Source organism: Mycobacterium sp. 1165178.9 (assembly GCF_001673555.1).
GTDB lineage: Bacteria > Actinomycetota > Actinomycetes > Mycobacteriales > Mycobacteriaceae > Mycobacterium.
In genome coordinates, this window is the sequence record NZ_LZMB01000082.1 from 1 (window position 1) to 16,142 (window position 16,142).

The 16,142-nt window shown below is 63.5% G+C and carries 5 protein-coding genes and 2 pseudogenes; 4 read left to right on the forward strand and 3 right to left on the reverse strand.

Annotated elements, in window-relative coordinates:
- Positions 1 to 7,059, reverse strand: a 7,059-nt coding sequence (locus A5652_RS04250) for a non-ribosomal peptide synthetase (RefSeq protein WP_067346970.1), incomplete at its 3' end; no start/stop codon positions are given.
- A gap of 994 nt (positions 7,060 to 8,053) precedes the next feature.
- Here A5652_RS04250 and A5652_RS04255 point away from each other — a divergent pair.
- From A5652_RS04255 to A5652_RS04265, 3 genes are read left to right on the forward strand one after another with little or no spacing between them, the layout of a single operon-like run.
- On the forward strand, positions 8,054 to 8,473 hold the full coding sequence (locus tag A5652_RS04255) for an MmpS family protein (protein WP_067346978.1): 420 nt from the start codon (positions 8,054 to 8,056) through the stop codon (positions 8,471 to 8,473).
- Positions 8,470 to 11,394: an RND family transporter gene (locus A5652_RS04260; protein ID WP_082983768.1), complete on the forward strand. Its 2,925-nt coding sequence runs from the start codon at positions 8,470 to 8,472 to the stop codon at positions 11,392 to 11,394. Before A5652_RS04255 ends, A5652_RS04260 begins: the two co-directional genes overlap by 4 nt.
- Before the next feature lie 7 nt (positions 11,395 to 11,401).
- The gene (locus tag A5652_RS04265) at positions 11,402 to 14,326 is read left to right on the forward strand and encodes an RND family transporter (RefSeq protein WP_067346973.1); all 2,925 of its coding nucleotides are present in this window, start codon (positions 11,402 to 11,404) and stop codon (positions 14,324 to 14,326) included.
- A 51-nt stretch (positions 14,327 to 14,377) separates the two neighbouring features.
- On the opposite strand, the gene A5652_RS04270 is transcribed toward A5652_RS04265, so the two are convergent.
- Both A5652_RS04270 and A5652_RS04275 read right to left on the reverse strand, forming a co-directional pair.
- On the reverse strand, positions 14,378 to 15,664 hold the full coding sequence (locus A5652_RS04270) for a serine hydrolase domain-containing protein (RefSeq protein WP_067346974.1): 1,287 nt from the start codon (positions 15,662 to 15,664) through the stop codon (positions 14,378 to 14,380).
- A 62-nt stretch (positions 15,665 to 15,726) separates the two neighbouring features.
- Positions 15,727 to 15,909, reverse strand: a pseudogene (locus A5652_RS04275) (methylmalonyl Co-A mutase-associated GTPase MeaB); the annotation flags it as partial.
- Here A5652_RS04275 and A5652_RS26405 point away from each other — a divergent pair.
- Positions 15,901 to 16,142: pseudogene (locus tag A5652_RS26405) on the forward strand (methylmalonyl Co-A mutase-associated GTPase MeaB); the annotation flags it as partial. The pseudogenes A5652_RS04275 and A5652_RS26405 overlap by 9 nt on opposite strands.

A 16,142-nucleotide genomic window follows, 5' to 3' on the forward strand; every position in this document is an offset into this window, starting at 1 on the left:
CTCACCCAGCTCGATGCGATACCCACGGATCTTCACCTGATCATCGGCACGACCCAGATACTGCAACTGCCCATCGGTGCCCCATCGCACCAAATCCCCGGTGCGATACATCCGTTGCCCCGGTCCACCGAACGGACATGCCACGAACCGCGACGATGTCAAGCCCGCCCGACTCGCATACCCGTAGGCCAGCCCGGCACCGGCCACATAAAGCTCGCCCACCACGCCGACCGACACCCGGCGCAGCCCGGCGTCGAGCACGAACAACGCCGCCCCGGCCACCGGGGAACCGATGGGCACCGCCACCGAGCCCGGCTGCAACCGCGCGCTGGCCGCCGCGTACACCGTCGCCTCGGTGGGGCCATAGGCATTGATCATCACCCGATCCGGCGCCCACCGCTCCACCAGCTCGACCGGGCAGGCCTCGCCGGCCACCACCAGCGCCGCCGACTCCAAACCCTCCGGCGACAACACCCCCACCGCCGACGGCGTCTGGTTCAAGACCGTGACCTGTTCGCGAATCAGCAAGGCGTGCAAGTCATCCGGTGACGCGGCTACCTCCTCGGGCACCACCACCAACCGCCCACCATGCAACAACGCCCCGAAAATCTCGTACACCGACACGTCGAACACCAGCGAATGCCACTGCGACCACACCCGCCCGGGCCCGATGGCCAAACCACCGGCCTCGGCGGTCAACAGCTCGGCGACGCTGCGATGTGCGACTGCCACCCCTTTGGGGACACCGGTCGTGCCCGAGGTGTAGATCAGGTAAGCGACATCATCCGGAGCCGGCATCGCCGACAACCCAGTGCTCAGTTCACGGTCCACGGCCGGATCGTCGACGTCGATGACCACCACCCCAGATCCATCCAGGCAATCGCCCAGCGGACCCGTCGTCAGCACGGCGACCGGCGTCGCGTCGGCCACTACGAACTCGATGCGCGCCGGGGGCAGCGCGGGATCGATCGGCACATAGGCCGCCCCGGTCTTGAGCACCGCCAGGATCGCCACGATCGCCTCGGCCGAGCGCGGCACCAGCAGCGCCACACACTCACCTGGGCCCGCTCCCCGCCTAATCAACAAGTGCGCCAAGCGATTCGAGGCCTCGTCCAGCTCCCGATAGGATACTGAGCGTCCATCACACGTCAACGCCAAGGCGTCCGGCGTTCGCATGACCTGCGCGGCGAACAGCTCCGGAATCGACACCGCCGCCGACGAGCGGTCCAGCGCCACCCGATTGCCCCACTCATCCAGCCCGACCCGCTCATCGTCATCGAGCAGATCGATCGACAACAACCGGCGACTCGAATCGGCGGTCATGGCCGCCAGCACCGTCTGCAACCGCTCGAACAACGACTCGACGCTGGCTGCGTCGAACACGTCGGCGTCGTACTCGACGCGAAGGCCCAGTTCGGGACCTGGAATGGCAGCGACCGTCAGCGGGTAGTGGGTGGATTCGTGCATGTCGAACTGGGTGATGACCAACTCGTGGCCGCCAACCAATGCGGCGGTGTCCACCGGGTAGTTTTCGAAGACGAACAAGGTGTCGAACAACTGGTCGTGCCCGGTGGTGCGGTGGATCTCGGCCAACGCCAGATGCTGATGCTCCACAGTGTGGTTATAGAAATCTTGCAGCTGATCGAGCAGGTCCGCGCCCGTCGTCGCCGCGCTGATCTGTGCCCGCGTCGGGACCGTGTTGATCAACAGCCCCACCATCGAATCCGCACCGGCCAGCTCCGCCGGCCGCCCCGACACCGCGGTGCCGAAGGCCACGTCGTGCTGGCCGGTCAGCCACATCAACACCTGCGCCCAGGCCGCCTGCAGTACGACGTTGACAGTGGTCTGCTGCGTGCGCGCCAACTCGCCGATGGCACGGGTGGTGTCCGCAGCGATCCAAAACGATTGAACGCCTGGCGGTCCCGGTTCTAATCGTCCTGGTGGACTCACCAGGGTTGGGGTGTCAAGACCGGCCAACACCTCACGCCAGGCCGCGTGGGCTGTTTCGCGATCCCGTCCGGCCAGCCAGCCTACAAAGTGGCGGTACGACGGTGCCGCGGGCAGCTGACGTCCGTAATAGGCGCCGAATATTTCGCCCAGCAGGATGGGCAAGGACCACCCATCCAGGACAATGTGGTGATTGGTCATTACCAATCGGTGCCGGTCTTCGGCCGTGCGAATCAACACCGCCCTGAATGACGGCGGGTCGGCCAGGTCGCACACCGTAACCCGTTCGGCGGCGCTGATCTCTTCGACCCATTCGTCGACGTCCAAGTCAACGCCGTCCAGGTCGATGTACCGCCACGGCAGCACCGGATCGGCCGGGATGATTTGCACCGGCTCGTCGAAGTCTGCGCAGAATCGGGCCGCCAGGTGGGGATGTCGGGTCACCACCGTCTGCAGCGCCTCGCGTAGCCGATCGTGGTTGAGGGCGCCGCTGAAGGTGATGTCTAGCTGCACCGCGTACACCTCGTGGCCGCCCCGGGCGGTGCTGGTGTGAAACAGCAGTCCCTGCTGCAACGGGGTCAACGGCAACACGTCAGCGATGCGGTGCTGGTCCTGCAGCTCATCGAGCTGAGGTTGCGTCAGACGAGCGGGAGCGAAATCTGATGGCGTCCATCCACCCCCGCCACCGCGAACATGCGCACAGATCCCGCTCAGGGCCTCAAACCACAACCGGCCCAGCCGATCGACCTCTTCGCGATCCACCGCCGACGGCGCCCACGTCCAGTTCGCGTGCAGGCGCGGGCCCGATTCTGTGTCCAGAGTGCCGGCGTTGAGCTCCACGGTGTGGGACATCGGCATCGCCATCGGCATCCCCGAGACCGCGCCGCTTAGCGACAGCCCGTCCCGGTTAACCCGCCACAAATCGTCGAATACCTCGGCTGCCGCACCCAATCGGCCCAGATAGTTGAACCCGATCACCGGGTCGGGGTCGGTCAGCTCAACCTCGGGATTCAAGTAGCGCAGCAACCCGTAACTCAGCGGATCCGGCAGGGCGCGCAACTGCTCCTTAGCGTCTTTGACCAGCGCTCCCAACGCCGCATCGCCGCCGACCACTTGGCCCCACGTCAGCCCTCCGACGCTCAGCGCCGCCGGGTATTTGGTGGTGAACCACCCAACCGTGCGCGTCAGGTCCACATCGGTGGCCAGCTCCTCATGGCGCCCATGACCCTCCACGTCGATGCCGATCCGCGCCCCGGGGCGCCCGGAAAACTCCGCGACCGCCAACGCGAACGCGATCAGCAAAATGTCGTGCACTCCAGCATGGAACGCCGCCGGCACCTCGCCGAGCAGGACCCGCGTGGTCTCGGCGTCCAGCGACACCGACAAGTGACCGGCTGCGGCGAACGTATCCACCCCGGGCTGTACCGCCGGCAACACCGCCGGTGTGGCCGCCACCTGCCGCCACGTGTCCGCCTGATCGATGACCGCCGGCGTGCGCGCGTGCTCGGCCAGCAACGACGACCACCGGGCAAACGAGGTGCCCGCCGCCGGAAGAGCTATGGGCTGCCCGCCACGACGCTGGACCCACGCCAGGTTGAGGTCTTCCAGCAGGATCCGCCACGACACCCCGTCGACGGCCAGGTGGTGAATGATCAACGCCAACTCGCCCGTAGGGCCGGCCCACAGCGCGCTGAGCATCACCCCGGCGGCCGGATTCAACCGCGACCGCGCCTCGGCCAGCGCCTCCTCGGACAACACATCCACCGCTCGCAGGCAATCGCTGGCATCCACCGACCCGGGTTCGGGAACCTGTAGCACCCAGTTTCCAGCGCCGTCGTCGTCAGCGCGCAGCCGCAACATGGCATGGCGATCCAGCAGCGCCTGCAACATGGCCACCACATCGGGCTCGCTCACCCCGGCCGGGGCCTGCACCATCACGGTCTGGTTGAACTGCTCAACCGGACCACCGACGTCCCGCAGCGACCGCATGATCGGCGTCGCGATGACCGGCCCGACGCCCTCGTCGATCCGGCCGGCTTCGCCGCTGGCCACCGTGGCAACGCAGGCCAGGCGGGCCACCGTCTGCTCGACGAATACGTGGCGGGGCCGAAACACCAGGCCGGCTGCCCGCGCCCGGGCCACCACCTGCATCGACAGAATGCTGTCCCCGCCCAGCTCAAAGAACGACTCGTCAACCCCGACCCGCTCGAGCCCCAGCACCTGGGCGTAGATCCCAGCCAGGATCTCCTCGGTCGCGCTGGCCGGCGCCCGGTAACGGTTGCCGTCCTGGTACTCCGGCGCCGGCAGCGCGCGGACGTCGAGTTTGCCGTTTGTGGTCAGGGGCAGCGCATCCAGCGCGACCACCGCGGTCGGCACCATGTAGGCCGGTAGCCGCTCCGCGAGCTGCGCGCGCGCGGCGGCCGGGTCGGCGATGCCGGTGATATAGCCGACCAGACGTTTGTGGCCGGGGCGGTCCTCACGGGCGATCACCGCCGCCTGCTCGACCCCGTCCAGGCCGACCAACGCCGCTTGCACTTCACCCAACTCGATGCGATACCCGCGGATCTTGACCTGCTCGTCGGCGCGCCCGACATACCGCAACTGCCCGTCGGCACCCCAACACACCAGGTCACCGGTGCGATACATGCGCTGCCCCGCGCCCCCAAACGGACACGCCACAAACCGCGACGCGCTCAAGCCCGCCCGGTCCAAATACCCATAGGCCAGACCGTCACCGGCCACATACAACTCACCCACCGCACCGGCAGGCACCGGATGCAACCACCCATCCAGCACGAATAAGGCCGCGCCGGGTACCGGAACACCGATCGGCACCGGCCCCGCCCCCGCCGACCCCGCCTGGAGCGGCGCGCTGATTGTCACGACCATCGTCGTCTCGGTCGGGCCGTAGGCATTGAACATCGTCCGCCCCGACGCCCACCGATCCACGAGCTCAGCGGGGCAGGGCTCGCCGGCGACCACCACCGCCATCGATCCCAAGCCCTGCGGCGACAGCATCCCCAGGGCGGACGGGGTGCGTGCGAGCAAGCTGACTTCCTCGGTTACCAGCAACGCGTGAAGGTCTTCCGGTGAGTTGGCCACTTCTTCGGGCACCACCACCAGGCGCCCACCACCCAGCAGCGAACCGATGATCTCCCACACCGAGGTGTCAAACCCGTACGAATGACACTGCGTCCTTACCCCTGCCGCGGGCAGTTGCGTCCCTAACACCTCAAGCAACTGGGTGACGTTCCGGTGGCTCACGGCGACCGCCTTGGGCACACCGGTAGTCCCCGAGGTGTAGATCAGGTAGGCGATGTCATCGGGCGCAGGAGGCCGCAAGCCGGCGGACGGGTAGGTCTCGATCCGAGGGTCGTCGACATCGATCACGGGAAGGCCGCGACCGTCCAGCCGAGGGCGCAGGTCCGCCGAGGCGACCGCGACGATCGGCGCGGCGTCGTCGACCATGAATTTGATGCGCGCGTCCGGATGCGCCGGGTCGATCGGCACATAGGCCGCACCGGTTTTGAGAACCGCCAACATCGCGACGACCGTCTTGTCCGAACGCTCCAACAGCAACGCCACACGCCGTCCGGGACCCACGCCGTCAGCGGCCAACAGATGAGCCAACCTGTTGGACGCCTCATCGAGCTCTCGATAAGACATCGAGCGGCCCTCGTAGGTCAGCGCTAACGCCTCCGGAGCGAGGGCGGCCTGCGCAGCAAACAACGCCGGAATCGAAACCGACGTGCTCAGCGGCCGAGTCAGCACCCCCTGGTTGCCCCAACCGCCCAACCGATCGTGCTCGGTGGCGTCCAGCAGGTCGATCGTCGAGAGCCGCCGTGTCGGGTCGGCGGCCATGGCGGCCAAGACCCGCTCCAACCGTCGCGCCAGATCGCGAACCTCGAAGTTCCAGGATGACTTGCCGTTGGACGCCGTGCTGAGGAATAGGTCGTCGCCGGAGCTGGAAAACATCAGGCCGAAGCCATCCACCACGCCGCTGTTGGTGAGGAAGGCCGAAGCCGAGACGCCGCCGAAGGGCAGAGTGAATCGAGACGGGAGGAAATTGACGGTCACCCTGTCGAATGAGCGTCCATGCCCTCGGGCTTTGCGCTCAAGGGCTTCCACCGGAAACCGTTGGTGCTGCACCGCTTCCCGTATTCGGGTGTCCACGTATCCGCAGAAATCGGCAACCGTGGACGCCGGCGACAGCTGCAACACCAGGGGCACAACTCCGGCCACCATCCCCGGAAGCGTTTTCGACTCCGGACGCACGCGCCTGCTGACGGGAAAGTCGAGTACTACCTCTGACCCGTCCGCGTGGTACCCGCGGACCAGAAGCGCGCATGCCGCGGTGATGACCGATGAGCGAGGCACATTCCACACCCGGCATAACTCGTCGATGCGCCGAATTGTCAAGGGATTCAACCGAACCGGATCAGAAGGCGGCTCCGCCTCCCGCTCGCCGCCGGGCTCCGGCATGCGGTGCTGTTCTCCGCTCTCCGCCGGGAGATTCTGCGTCCAATAACTCTGGTCTTCCAGATATTCCTTGGACGCCTCATATTCCTGCTCGCAGTCGACCAAGTCCTGCAAGGACCCCAAGAGGGCGCCAGGGATGGGCGCCCCGGAGATGACCGCGGAGTAGACAGCCGCCAGCCGCTGGCCGATCAGCGCTATGCCGGACCCATCCAGGACTATGTGGTGGACGCACCAGAACAGATAGAACTCGTCGTGGCGCACCTGAAAAAGTGCGAATTTGAACAACGGCCCGGTAAACGGCATCGGCGTGCTTTGTATTGAGGACGCGATCCGTTGGGCTTCGTGTAGCGAATCGCTCGAGCAGGTCAGGTCATAGAAATCGACCTTGACGTCCGGGTAATCGATCACGCGTTGCACAACCTGGCCGTCCACCTCGAAGAAGGCGGCCCGCAGTGGCTCAGCCTCGCTTACGGATCGGCGGATCGCCCATTCCAGGGCTTCACGTTCCACCGGGCCCTCGAACTTCACGAACAGGCCCAACTGCCACCCCGTGCCCAGTTGGCCCGTCTCCTGCGCAAGCCAAATCTCTAGTTGACCCCGCGTCAGTGGAAGTGCCCGGTCCCCAAGCACCATCGACTCCTTTAACTAACAGAACTGCTGATCAGAAGCCCGGTCCGGTGGGAAGACTCGACAGCCGCGTATTGCTCCGGTTCTGTCCGACGGCATGCAGACACGAAACACCCTTCGCCACGCCGGCGACCGGCAGGCAGCCGGCTGGGGCGCCGCCGCCCCACAGGCTGTGGTGTTTCACGTTGTTGCCCAAAACCAGAAAACTCCCCCGTACGGCCGTCGAACGGATCGATCCTCAAAAGTTCCCCTAGCCGCCCGAAGGGCAAGGTAGTGAAATCGCTCCAAACCCTAGTGGAGGTCAACACACCCTGTGTGGGTTTCGGCAAACATTCTGGCGTAGCTCTAAGGACTATGGCGGAAGGGTTGCACCCGCTTGGATAACGATGCCCTGACGTGCAGCGATCATCTGACTGCAACGCTTTCGTCGCCGACCGGACGGGGCAGCCCGGGAGGCCTCTGCCGGCGCTCCTAATCGGCGGGCGCGGCTGGGCTACGGCACCGAGGCGCTAGGACATACTCGCCCGCGGGTCCGCGACGGCGCTACCCTTCGCGGGCGTACTGTGCATTACGATCCAATATCGCGTTGAAAAAGTGCCGATACGGAGACCACGCACGTGGTTTACTCGTCAGAATCAGGTCGCGGTCCCTGATGCGCTGCTGATTTGAGGTGAGCGCCGCCCGGCTAGCCTGCGGTGTCCATCCTCGAAGTGCTTGCTCTTTGGTGGACCGCGTTTGATGTGTAAGTTGCAAGTTCGAACAACTGACATGCGCCAGTGTGGACGCGGGTGGAAGGTTGGATGCGATGGTCGAGCAGGGGGTGCGAGACGTTGCTGGAGCCGATTCCGATGTCGCTGACACGGCTCCCTTGCGCACTGGACAAGAGCCCGGCAGCCGAGGCGCTCTCCCGCGACGTGCGGGAAGGCCTCCCGCTGCGCCACCAACGCTGAGCGGATCTCGCGAGATCCGGCGAAATCGGGGGTTTTCGATTTTCAAAGTTCTGGGACGGCTGTGGGTGCCGCTGGTCATACTCGCCGTGGTTGTTGCAGGAGGCTTCACTGTGTCACGACTGCACGGCATCTTCGGCTCTGAGAAGCAACTGTCGTACTCCGACACCAGATCCGACGATTCCAAGCCCTTCAACCCGAAGCATCTGAGATACGAGGTCTTCGGCCCACCGGGGACGGTGGCGGCCATCAGCTACTTCGACGTCAATGGCGAGCCCCAACACCTTAAGGCAGAAAGCTTGCCGTGGTCCCTGGAGTTCGCCGTCACCGCGGCGACGGCCGTCGGAAATGTTGTGGCCCAAGGGGATACGAACAGCATCGGCTGTCGGATCCTCGTCGATAACGTCGTCAAATCCGAAAAAACTACTCACGAAACGGCCGCTTTCACCTTCTGCATGTTGAAGTCAGCATGAGCCGGCCACAATTGCGCGACGAGCCGCCGTTGCGCGACGAGCGGGCCAGGCCGCCCTTCGCTCCTCGGACGATCCGTCGATTTTCGGTGCCCATCATTCTGGCCTGGGTGGCGCTCGTCGTACTCATGGGCCTCACCCTCCCTACGTTGGAGAAGGTCGAGCAAACCCATTCAATATCGCTGGACCCCAACGATGCGCCCTCGTTCAAGGCGTCGAAGCGCATCGGTGACAAATTCAAAGAGAATGACTCCGGCAGCGGCGCCATAATCGTCGTGGAGGGGCAGGAGCCACTCGGCGACGCTGCGCACGGCTACTACAACAACATAATTCGTCAGTTACAAGCCGATCCAAAGCACGTGCAGCACATCCAGAATTTCTGGGGTGATCCGCTCACGGCGGGCGCTGCACAAAGCGCGGACGGTAAGGCCGCGTATGTGCAGGTGGCCCTCCGCGGTAAGCCCGGCTCCAGCGAGGCAAACGAGTCGACCGTGGCCCTCGAGCACGTTGTGGCGCGCACACCGGCGCCGCCCGGTGTCAAGGCGTATGTCACCGGACCCGCGGCGATCGTTGCGGATATGGGCAACAGTGGTAACCGTACGGTCGTCCTCATCACCGCGGTGAGCCTCGGGGTCATCTTCATCACGTTGCTCCTCGTCTACCGATCGATCATCACCGTAATTGTGTTATTGCTGATGGTCGGGATAGAACTGCAAGTAGCCCGAGGAATTGTGGCATTCCTCGGCGATCACGGAGTCATTGGTCTTACTACATTCGCCGTTAATCTGTTGGTGTCAATCGGCATCGCGGCGGGAACCGACTACGGCATATTCTTCTTCGGTCGATATCATGAGGCACGCCAGGCCGGCGAGGATCGGGAAACTGCCTACTACACGACATACCACGGCGTCGCCAAAATCGTCCTAGCATCCGGTTTGACTATCGCTGGGGCACTTTTCTGCCTCAAGTTCACCCGACTGCCCCATTTCCAAGCCCTCGCGATTCCTTGTGCGCTCGGCGTGGTGGTTGCCGTTGCGGTGGCCCTCACGCTTGTTCCGGCGGTTCTCCACGTTGGGAGCCGTTTCGGCTTGTTCGACCCAAAGCGACGAATTACGGCACACCGATGGCGCCGGATCGGCACCTCGATCGTCCGGTGGCCGGCTCCCATCCTCCTCGCGACATTAGCGGTCGCCCTGGTCGGGCTTTTGACCCTCCCTGGGTACAGGCCGAGCTACAACGACATGAACTACATCCCGTCGGACATTCCCGCCTCGCAGGGCTTCGCTGCCGCAAAGCGGCATTTCCCGCCGTCGAAGATGATGTCGCCCGAGATTTTGATGGTGGAGGCCGATCACGATCTGCGAAACTCGGCCGACGCCTTGGTATTGGACAAGCTTGCAAAGGGCGTCCTCGCGGTTCCAGGCATTTCCACCGTGCAGGGCCTCACGAGGCCTGAAGGCACACCGATCGCGCACACGTCGATACCGTTCATGATCGGCATGCAGAACGCGGCGCAGCTAGAGATCATGCCGTTCCAAAAGGAACGCATGAATGACATGCTCAAGCAGGCCGACCAGTTGGCCACAATGATCGCCCTCATGCAGCACATGTACGGGCTGATGCAACAGCTCGTCGCGACCACCCATCACATGGTCGGCGAGACGCACGACATGCAGGCGATCACCAATGAGATGCGAGACCACGTTTCGGATTTCGAGGACTTCTGGAGGCCGATCCGCAGCTACTTCTACTGGGAAAAGCACTGCTACGACATCCCGATCTGCTTTTCTCTGCGATCCATATTCGACACACTCGATGGCATCGACGAGATCACCGATAAATTGAAGGACCTGGTCAACGATCTCGATCAGATAGACCTGATCATGCCGCAACTCGTTGCGCAATTCCCGACGATGATCGAGACCATGCAGAGCATGCGAACGATGATGCTGACCATGCACAGCACTATGTCCGGGATCATGTCGTCGATGGACGAGGCCAGCAATAACTCCACCGCCATGGGGAAGGCTTTTGACGCCGCCAAGAACGACGATTCTTTCTATATCGCCCCCGAGGTCTTCAACAATGCGGACTTCAAACGGGTCTTGGACATTTTCGTGTCACCGGACGGCAAGGCCGCCCGCATGCTCATCACGCAAAAGGCTGATCCCGCCTCTCCCGAGGGGATTGCAAAAGTCGACGCGATAAAGAGCGCGGCCGAGGAGGCGCTCAAAGGGACTCCGTTGGAATCCGCCAGGGTCTACCTCACCGGCACCGCCGCATTCACGAAAGATATTATCGACGGCTCTAAGTATGACCTCCTGATTGCGGGAGTCGCCGCGTGCTGCCTCATCTTCATCATCATGCTGATCGTGACGCGAAGTTTCGTTGCCGCGTTGGTCATCGTGGGAACGGTATTGCTGTCGCTGGGCGCGTCCTTTGGATTGGCCGTGCTGGTCTGGCAGTATTTGCTCGGCATCCAGATACACTGGCTCGTCCTCATTATGGCTGTGCTGGTGCTATTGGCGGTGGGATCTGACTACAACCTGCTGCTGGTAGCGCGAATGCAGGAGGAATTGGGCGCAGGCATCAAGACGGGCATAATCCGCGCGATGGGCGGTACCGGCAAGGTCGTGACAAACGCCGGCCTGGTGTTCGCGTTCACGATGGCATCAATGATCGTCAGCGACTTGGTCATCGTCGGCCAGATCGGCACGACGATCGGGATGGGCCTGCTGTTCGACACCCTGATCGTGCGTGCGTTCATGACTCCGTCCATCGCTGCGCTGCTGGGACGCTGGTTCTGGTGGCCCCAGCGAGTGCGCCCCCGCCCTGCCAGCGCTTTGCTTCGCCCGACAGGATCCCGCCCGTTGGTGCGCGCCCTGCTGAAACAGCCGCCCGTCGGTAGCGGAATCCCCGGCTGATCGCCGCATGAGTACCAAATACTCTGGGGAGCCCACCCTGGCGCGGATGATCCGCCGGCTGTCCGTGCCGATCATCCTGGCTTGGGTGGCGCTGACTGCGGTGGTGAGCCTGGCAGTTCCCTCGCTGGAACATGTCGGACAGAAACATTCCGTGCCACTGGCTCCTCAAGACGCGCCAGCGGTGCAGGCCATGAAGCGAATGGGCCGGGACTTCAAGGAATCCGACTCGGACAGTTTCGCGATGGTCGTGCTCGAGGCGCCGCAGCCACTCGGCCCCGATGCCCACACTTACTACGACAAATTAGTGCGCGACTTGAGGGCCGACCCGAAGCACGTGCAGCACGTGCAGGATTTATGGGGAGATCGACTGACGGCCGGGGGTGCCCAGAGCCCCGATCGGATGGCCACATATGTGCAAGTGAATCTGGCGGGAAACCAGGGCACCACCTTGGGCCAGGAATCGGTGGCCGCGGTCCGGAACATCGTGAATCGGACGGCGCCGCCGCCAGGCGTCAAAGCGTATGTCACCGGCCCGGCAGCGCTCGTTTCGGATATGCAGCGCAGTGGCGACAGATCGATGCTGAAGATGACCGCGGTAGGCGCCATAATCATCTTCCTGGTACTGCTTTTCGTCTACCGTTCCATCACTACCGTCGTCCTGTTGTTGCTCACGGTGGGGGTCGAGGTCCTGGCGGCGCGGGGAATCGTCGCATTCCTCGGTAATAACAACATCCTGGTGCTCTCGACATTTGCTACCAGCCTGCTGACGGCCCTCGCGATGGCCGCCGGCACCGATTACGCGATCTTTTTTCTCGGGCGATATCAAGAGGCCCGTCATGCGGGTCAGGACCGGGAAAGGGCTTTTTACACGACCTACCGCGGGGTCACTCCCGTGGTCTTGGGTTCTGGTTTGACGATCGCCGGGGCGATCATGTGCCTGAGTTTCACCCGGATGCCCATTTTCCAGACGATGGGCATGCCGTGCGCAGTGGGCATGGTCGTCGCGGTCGTGGTGGCGCTCACGCTGGTTCCGGCAGTCCTGACGCTCGCAAGCGGGTTCGGTCTGTTCGACCCCAGGCGTGCGATCGGTTACGGCCGATGGCGCCGGATCGGCACCGCGATCGTCCGATGGCCCGGCCCGATTCTCGTGGCAACCCTTGCGATCGCACTGATCGGCCTGGCGACACTGCCGGGCTATAAAACGAGCTACAACGACAAGCTCTACATCCCCAAAGACATTCCGGCGAACGTTGGGTATGCGGCCGCGGATCGACACTTTTCGCAGGCCCGAATGATGCCCGAGATTCTGTTGCTTGAATCAAATCACGACATGCGCAATCCGGCGGACTTTCTGGTGTTACACAAGGTCGCCAAGGCGATTTTCCGAGTTCCGGGCATTTCGCGGGTACAGGGAATAACCCGGCCCGAGGGCACACCAATCGAACACACCTCCATTCCGTTTTTGCTCAGCTTGAAGAACGCGACCCAGCTTCAATACGAGCAATATATGCAGATGCGTTCCGATGACATGCTCAAGCAGGCAGACATCATGTCGACGCAGATTGCGACAATGAAACGACTGTACGCCTTGCAGCAGCAGCTCACCGACGTTACTCATCACTCCATCGGCGTCACGAAAGAGATGGTCGGCGTAGTGAATGAGTTGAGGGATCACGTTTCGGATTTTGAAGATTTCTTCAGACCGATTCGCAGCTACTTCTACTGGGAAAAGCATTGCTACGACATACCCATATGCAACTCGTTTAGAGCGGTATTCGACACAATCGACGGCATAGACGAGCTCAGCGACAAGATGGAAGATCTGGTCAAGGATCTTGAAAACATGGACGCCCTGTTGCCAGAGCTGCTCGCGCAATACCCCCCAATGATCGCGATGGCAGAAGACGCCAGGAACATGATCCTGAGGATGCACAGCACCATGGCTGGGATGCTCGGCGGGATGGATGAATCGAGCTCAAACTCCGCCGCCATGGGTGAGGCGTTCGATCAAGCCAAGAATGACGATTCTTTCTACCTGCCCCCGGAAGTCTTCGATAACGCGGACTTCAAGAAGGCGATGGAGTCTTTCTTATCCCCGGATGGGAAGGCCGCTCGGTTCATCATTTCGCACCGGGGCGACCCTGCCACGCCCGAGGGCATAGGGAGGATCGACAAGATCAGGACGGCGGCTGAGGAGGCACTCAAGACGACGCCCCTCGAGAGCGCCAACGTCTATCTCGCCGGAACGGCGTCGACATTCAAGGATTTCCACGACGGGGCGAAATACGACCTGTACATCGCGGGGATCGGTGCGATGTGCCTGATTTTCATCATCATGCTGGTCCTCACCCGAAGTTTCGTGGCCGCGCTGGTAATCGTGGGTACGGTCGCGCTGTCGTTGGGCGCGTCGTTCGGCCTGTCGGTGCTGATTTGGCAGTATGTTCTGGGCTTCAAGCTGCACTGGATGGTGCTTCCGATGTCCGTCATCGTGCTTTTGGCGGTGGGGTCCGACTACAACCTGCTGCTGGTGTCCCGAATGAAAGAGGAAATCGCCAGCGGCATCAACACCGGCATCATCCGGGCGATGGCCGGTACCGGCAAGGTTGTGACGAATGCGGGCCTGATCTTCGCCTTCACCATGGCGTCGATGGCGGCGAGCGATTTGCGGATCATCGGTCAGGTCGGCACGACCATCGGTCTGGGCTTGCTGTTCGACACCTTGGTCGTTCGTTCGTTCATGACGCCGACCATCGCCGCACTGCTCGGACGTTGGTTCTGGTGGCCCCAGATAGTTCGCCCTCGTCCGCCCAGCCGGATGCTTCGTTCCCGGCCACCGCGGCCGGTCGTGCGCGAACTGCTCGGGGAGAAGTTCGGCGGCGACGACGCGGTCACCGCGCCGATTCCCCGGCCTTCGAGACTTCCGTCCTACTAGTCAGGCCTGCGCCGCGGGCTCGTCCCAATCCCTTGCGGCCGGCAACCCGCCTCAGCCGGCGACCGCTCCGGGCTCGAAGTAGGGCGCACCGTAATCGGTGATCGGTTCGAAACCGTGCTTGCGCGCTTTCTCGGCGGCCTTGCGGATCAGCGCATAGATTCCGACAAACGCCGCGTGATCGGTCATCACAAACGGTGTCAGCAGCCGGTTGTGCACCAGCGAGAAAGCCACCCCGCTCGCCGGATCGGTCCAGCCGAGGGAACCACCAAGGCCGACATGGCCGAAGCCGGGCATCACGTTCCCGAGCGGCAAGCTGTGGTAGCCCAGGTGGAAAGCCAATGGCACGTAGAGGTTCCGGTCCGGGCGCAGGCTCCGCTCCCCCGTTAGGCCCGCGACCAGCTGGCGGGAGAGAAAACGCGTGCCGTCCACCTCGCCGCCATTGGCAATGGCGCCGTACATCCGGGCCAGCCCGCGCGCCGTCACCACGCCGTTGGCGGCCGGGATCTCCGCGTCCAGCAAGGGAACTTCGCCCCGGACGGCGCCCATCAGGCCCTTGAAGTACATCGATCGGTATGCCCCGGACATCTCGTTGGCGACCTTGCGAGTCACGTAGCCCACGACGGGGTTTCCGATCATGCTCTGCGGGCAGATGATCTCGGCGACCTGGGTTGGCGCCTCGGCCGGCGGCCGGCCGAGGTGCAGGCCGTCCGTGTCCAACGGCTGGGCGAGCTCCTCGCGGATCAGCGTGGCCATGCCTTTACCCGTCACGGCCCGGCCCAGGCCCGACATCAGCCAGCCGAAAGTCAGCGCGTGGTATGCCGATTTGCCCAGCAGCCGTCCGGGAGCCGCCGCGGCCAGCTTTTCCTCCATCACGACGTGATCGAGCAATTCGTCGAGAGTGGCGCCCCGCAGGCCCGACAGGCCGGCCTGGTGGCGCATCACCTGCCGGACGGTCAGGTCGGCCTTGCCGTTCGCCCCGAATTCCGGCCAATACTCGGCGACGGGGGCTTCGTAGTCGATCAGCCCGCGGTCGGCGAGCCGGTGAATGACGGTGGCGGCCATTCCCTTGGTCGCCGAGAAAACCATCGGGGCGGTGTTCGCCGTCCACGGCCGCTTTCCGCCGCGGTCAGCCCACCCCGCCCAGACGTCCACGACGGGTTGGCCGTCGAGATACACGGCCAGCGCGCCGCCGCCGAAACGGCGGGCGGGGAACATGCTGGAAAAGCTGCGAACGACGCATCCAAAGTGTGAGTCCGCTGCGCCGGACACACGGTGACCTGCGTCAAGGTCATCGTGGACAGGGACCGCGCGGCGATCGACTCGGGTTTCCACCGTCACATTTTCGAATTTACTTGGATTTCACACCCGGCAGGAGCGTAATCAGATTGTTTATCTATCTGTTATTCTGACGTTGCCGATAATATTTGCTGGGCCGCCAGCGCGGGGGTGAGCTTCCCCGCCTTCACCTGCCGTTCGATGTCGGCGCGAATCTTGCGAACCTTCGGGCTGGACAACAGCCGGTCCAGCACCGTGTCGCGCACCATCTGCCAGGTCCAGTCGACCAGCTGATCTCGGCGGCGCGCGAGCTGTCCGGGGCCATTCGGTTGATACATCCGCGTGAAACCCTCTGGCGGCCACCGGTTCTCACGATGAGTGCGGCCGAGGGAACCGGCCTCGAGGAATTGTGGGACACCATCGAACGTCATCGGCGGGTCCTCACCGAGGCGGGGGAATTCGAGGCGCGCCGCCGAGATCAGCTGGTCGACTGGACCTGGCAGATGGTGCGCGACACGGTGCTGGACCGGCTGTTGTCCAG

Excerpts from the sequence above, each read along its gene's own strand:
- A5652_RS04260 (WP_082983768.1), top strand. The coding sequence starts at position 8,470 with ATGAGCCGGCCACAATTGCGCGACGAGCCGCCGTTGCGCGACGAGCGG.
- A5652_RS04265 (WP_067346973.1), top strand. The coding sequence starts at position 11,402 with ATGAGTACCAAATACTCTGGGGAGCCCACCCTGGCGCGGATGATCCGC.